This is a genomic window from Prosthecobacter sp. (assembly GCF_044373815.1).
In the GTDB taxonomy this organism is placed as follows: domain Bacteria; phylum Verrucomicrobiota; class Verrucomicrobiia; order Verrucomicrobiales; family Verrucomicrobiaceae; genus Prosthecobacter.
In genome coordinates, this window is sequence record NZ_JBIPNG010000501.1 from 1 (window position 1) to 4,673 (window position 4,673).

Annotated in this window: 4 protein-coding genes and 1 pseudogene; all 5 read left to right on the forward strand. The window is 59.8% G+C overall.

Annotated elements, in window-relative coordinates; genetic code table 11:
• Nucleotides 1-472, forward strand: a pseudogene (locus tag ACIREA_RS26975) (spermidine synthase); the annotation flags it as partial.
• The gene (locus tag ACIREA_RS26980; protein WP_397385424.1) at nucleotides 459-1,793 is read left to right on the forward strand and encodes an FAD-dependent oxidoreductase; all 1,335 of its coding nucleotides are present in this window, start codon (nucleotides 459-461) and stop codon (nucleotides 1,791-1,793) included. The pseudogene ACIREA_RS26975 and the gene ACIREA_RS26980, both read left to right, overlap by 14 nt.
• Entirely contained in the window at nucleotides 1,790-3,160 is a 1,371-nt protein-coding gene (locus tag ACIREA_RS26985; protein WP_397385425.1) for a class I adenylate-forming enzyme family protein, read from the forward strand. The genes ACIREA_RS26980 and ACIREA_RS26985 overlap by 4 nt, the downstream gene beginning before the upstream one ends.
• 3 nt (nucleotides 3,161-3,163) lie before the next feature.
• Nucleotides 3,164-4,453 (forward strand): NAD(P)/FAD-dependent oxidoreductase, encoded by a 1,290-nt coding sequence (locus tag ACIREA_RS26990; protein WP_397385426.1) that lies wholly within the window; start codon nucleotides 3,164-3,166, stop codon nucleotides 4,451-4,453.
• Nucleotides 4,454-4,466: 13 nt separating this feature from the next.
• A partial coding sequence (locus tag ACIREA_RS26995) for a hypothetical protein (protein WP_397385427.1) occupies nucleotides 4,467-4,673 on the forward strand: 207 nt, incomplete at its 3' end.

Here is a 4,673-nt window from a genome sequence, read left to right on the forward strand (position 1 = left end):
CTGGCTGCGTCAGCACCCTGACGCACGTTTCGACGCCATCGTGATGAACACCACGCATCACTGGCGTGAGTTTGCCTCCGCACTGCTCTCACGCGAATTTTTGACTGAGGTCAAAGCGCACCTGACGCCCGATGGAATCGCCTTCTGGAACTGCACCGAGTCACCTCGTGCTGCACGCACGGGCATGGAGGTGTTTCCGCATACAATGATGGTCATGAATCACTGCCTCGCCAGCAACGCCCCGCTGGAGCCGGACCGGGAACGGTGGCAGAAAGTTCTCGCGACTTATTACATTGATGGTCAGCCCGTCATCGCTGCGGATCAGATTGAAGGCGTGCTCGACTTCCTCAAGGGTGAAGCCCTTCCCGTCCCAGGCGACATGTGGCACTGGTGCCGCCGCCAGGCCATGGAGGCGGCCTGGGGTGATGCCAAGATCATCACGGATGACAATTTAGGGCATGAGTATCCGTGACGAGATCGGATGCGTGAATGCTGGCATTCTGATCTTCTCGGTGAATGATGTGGCCATGAATCCCGACGTTCTCATCATCGGTGGAGGCAGCGCAGGCGTGGCGGCGGCTTTGGCTGCGGCACGTTGTGGCACGGAGACGCTTCTGGTGGAACGTCATGGCATTCTGGGCGGAGCAGGCACGGCTTCTTTAGTGCATTCATTCTGTGGTTTGTATGAGCTGCCGGCGACGCCAGACGCAGCGCCTCGTATTGCCAATCCGGGGCTGCCGGTTGAGCTGGAGCGTGATCTGCTGGCAAAAGGCATTGGTCACGGGCCGGTGAGAATGGGGAGGGTTGATGTGCTGATGCATCAGCCGCAAAGGCTGGCTTTGTATCTGGACAAGTTGTGTCGGATTCAGCAAAAACTGCAGGTTTTGTTACACACTGAGGTCGCCGGATGTGTGGTCGAAAATAAGCGTATTGTGGAAGTGACGCTGCAATGCCGGGGTACGACCTGGAAGGTGAGTCCGCGCAATCTTGTGGATGCCAGCGGGGATGCGGTGGTGGCGTCGTTTGCGAACCACCCCTGGGATCAAACGCCGGAGAATGAGCTGCAACGTCCGGCCTATATTGTTGGACTCGGTGATGTGGAGGCTGCCGTCCTCACTGGCGATGGTCCATTGAAAATCGCCGGATGCCTGGTGCGGGCGATTCAGGAGAAAAAGCTTCCGGCTGAGGCTGCGGGTGCGCATTTCCGCGCCAGCTCAGCTTTGAATGAAGCGTTCCTGACGGTTGATCTGCCCGCTGATTCGTTTGATGCGACGGATGCGCGCCGGTTGACGGAGATCGAGATGCAGGGACGTGAAGTGACTTTTGCGATCATGGAGCATTTGAAGGCGAGCCTGGAGGGTTTCAGCAAAGCGCGGATCACGACGCTGCCCGTACGTGCTGGTATTCGGGAAAGCCGGAGATGGATTGGCGAAGTCATTTTAACGGAGGATGACATCCTGGAAAGCCGGAGCGATGCGCATGCGGTTGCGAATGCGACGTGGCCCATGGAGCTGCGTGAAACGGCGCGGGGTCCGCGGCTGCTGTATCCGAAGGAACCGAAGGCCTGTGGCATTCCACTCGGGGCGCTGCGTGCGCGTGATTTGCGGAATGTGTTCATCGCGGGACGCTGCATTTCCTCAACGCACCGGGCGCAGGCGAGCACGCGGGTCATGGGCACGGCGCTGGCCACTGGACAGGCAGCCGGCATTGCCGTGACTTTTCATGAACAAGACACCGCCGATCTGGCACCGCAGGTGCGAAGCATTTTGAGCCAACTGGAACCCGCCAAGTGAACATCGTTGATCTTATTTTTGCACGCAGCACGCCCACGCATTCCGCTGTGGTCAGCCCGGAACTGCAGCTTACGTTTGTTGAACTGGAGGCGCGCATGAAGGAGTGTGCAGGGCGTTTGAATGAAGACGCGAACTGGCCAAAGAAGGCGCGGCCGCGCATTGGGCTCAATGCGCCGAGCGGAGCGGACTACATTGTGGTGGCGCTGGCGATTTTGCAGCAGAACGCTTGCTTTGTGCCGATCCCGAATGAGCTGACGGCCAGCGAGCGTACGCAACTGGCCAAGGCGACAGCGCTGGATGCCATCGTGCATGCGCAGAGTGCGGAGGAGTGGCGGGTGGAAGCGGTGGTGCATGATGTGCCGCCGGCTTTTGATGAAGCGGCGCTGGAGGCTTTGAACCCAGCGTTTATTCGTTTCAGCAGCGGGACCACGGGGGCGTCGAAGGGGATCGTGATTTCGCATGAGACGCTGCTGGCGCGCATCACGGCGGCGAACGAGGGATTGCGCATTGGGCCGGAGGACCGGGTGCTGTGGGTGCTGCCGATGGCGCATCACTTTGCGGTCTCCATCGTGCTTTATTTATATCATGGAGCCACCACGATCCTCGCTCCGGCGAGCGATCCCAAGGTGATGATTGAGATGATGCAGGCGCATGGAGCGACGGTGATGTATGGATCGCCTTATCATTACACGATGCTTTCCGGACTGCCTGATGCGGCAAGACTGGGTGCGCTGCGGCTCGCGGTTTCGACGGCGTTTGCGCTGACGACTGAAGTGGCGGAGCTGTTTGCCGGCAAAACGGGGCTGCATCTCACGCAGGGCATGGGCATCATCGAAGCCGGGCTGCCCATCCTGAATTTGAAGCATGCGAAAGACAAGCCGACTTCCATCGGCCAGCCACTGCCTGCGTTTGAGGTGAAGCTGGATGACGGTGAACTGATGCTGCGCGGGCCGGGTGTGTTTGATGCGTACCTGACGCCGTGGCAGCCGCGCGAAAGTGTTTTGCGAGACGGATGGTTTGCCACGGGAGACATTGCCGAAATGGATGAGGACGGCTGTCTCTATCTGCGTGGTCGTGTGCGCAGCGTGATCAATGTGGGCGGCCTGAAGTGCTTTCCGGAAGAAGTGGAGGCGGTGCTGTGCAGCCATGCGGGGGTCAAAGCCGCCCGAGTGTCTGGTCGTGCCCATCCTGCGCTGGGAGCCATGCCTGCGGCAGAAATCATTCCTCAAAACGCCGAGGTGCCGCCAGCGGCGATGGAGTTGAGAAAACTTTGCCAGGAACGACTCTCCGCCTACAAAGTCCCGCTGTTCTACACTTTCGTTTCCGAACTGCCGCTAACGGCCAGCGGCAAACTCCGCCGCTACTGACTCATGAGCCAATCTCCACGCATCGCTATTCTCGGAGCCGGACCTGCCGGCAGCGCGCTCGCCGCGATGCTGGCCCGGCAAGGCATCCAAACGCTGGTCTATGATGATGAAAAACGTCCGGCGCTGCTGGTGGGCGAGTCGTTGATTCCCGCGATCGTGGCGATTCTGCAGCGGATGGGCATTGAAGACCGGGTGGCGGCGATCTCGCAGTTCAAGCCGGGAGCAAGCTTCATTCATCATCTGGGCACGAAGATGGATTTCAATTTCCGGTCCGTGGAGGGCCGCCTGCCACCGTATGCGTACAATGTGCCGCGCCCCGGTTTTGATGATGTTTTGAAGAATTACGCGAAGGAGCTGGGCGTGAAGTTTGTGAAGCATCGTGCCGGACTGGTGGCGCATCCGGGTGGCACACCTGAGCTGGAGCTGGATGCAGCGACGCTGGAGGCCGGTGGATACAGTAATGGTGCGAAGCCGGATCTGATCGTTGACTGCAGCGGGCGCTCGCGCACGTCGGCGAAGCTGCTGGGCATCAAGGCGGCGACCGGGCAGCGCCGGGACACAGCGCACTTCGCGCACTTCACCGGCATTGAACATCCGCATGAGCCGGGGCAGATCGCGATCATGTACCACCCGTGGGGCTGGAGCTGGCGGATTCCTCTGCCGGACAAACTGAGCTTCGGCATCGTGATGAATCCCAAGTCGCTGCCGGAGTTTGGCGCAAATGGTGAAGAACGGCTGGACCGAGTGCTGGCGACTGATCCTGTGCTTTCACCGCTGGCGGCCCATAGGAAGCGCGTGACGGATGTTTACACCTATACCAATTATCAGCTTATTTCAGACCGCGCGCAGGGTCCGGGCTGGGTGTCGGCGGGAGATGCGTTTGGGTTTGTGGATCCGATGCTTTCGCCCGGAGTGTTTTTGGCGCTGGACTCGGCGGAGTCTCTGAGCGGAATGTTTGCCAAGCATGGTGAGAAGCTGCTCGACTCACCGGAGCGGCTGGCCAAGGAACTTGGCCACTATGAGCAGCGCCAGCGCGGCTGGCATGAGGCCTGGCATGAGTTGATCGAGTACTTTTACGATGGCCGCATTGTGGCTTTTTATGAACGAGGCAGTCAGCTCAAGGCTGATCATCCCGGCCGCTTCAGCAACATGATGGAGCACCTATCTAACCGCGTGGTCGCACTGATGGCGACGGGTGCTGGCACGCTCTCCATCTGGAACCGGATGTATTTGAAGGGCTGCTCCAAGTGGTTGCTGAAAAGCGGACGTGCGGAGGAACTGGCGCTGCCTTAAACTGCCCGATCTGATGCTTGCACGCCTGCGCGCCTCCACCACAGCAGCCTACGTGCTGCCTCTGCTGCTGTTCACGCTGCTGAACAGTGTGCCCGGGCTGTTCCGAATCGAAAATTCCGAACTGCCGTGGCATGTGCGTGCGCCGGAGCACTGGGCCTATCCGCTGCAAACGGTGATCTGTGCGGTGGTGCTGGTGTGGTTTCGGCAGCACTACACCTTC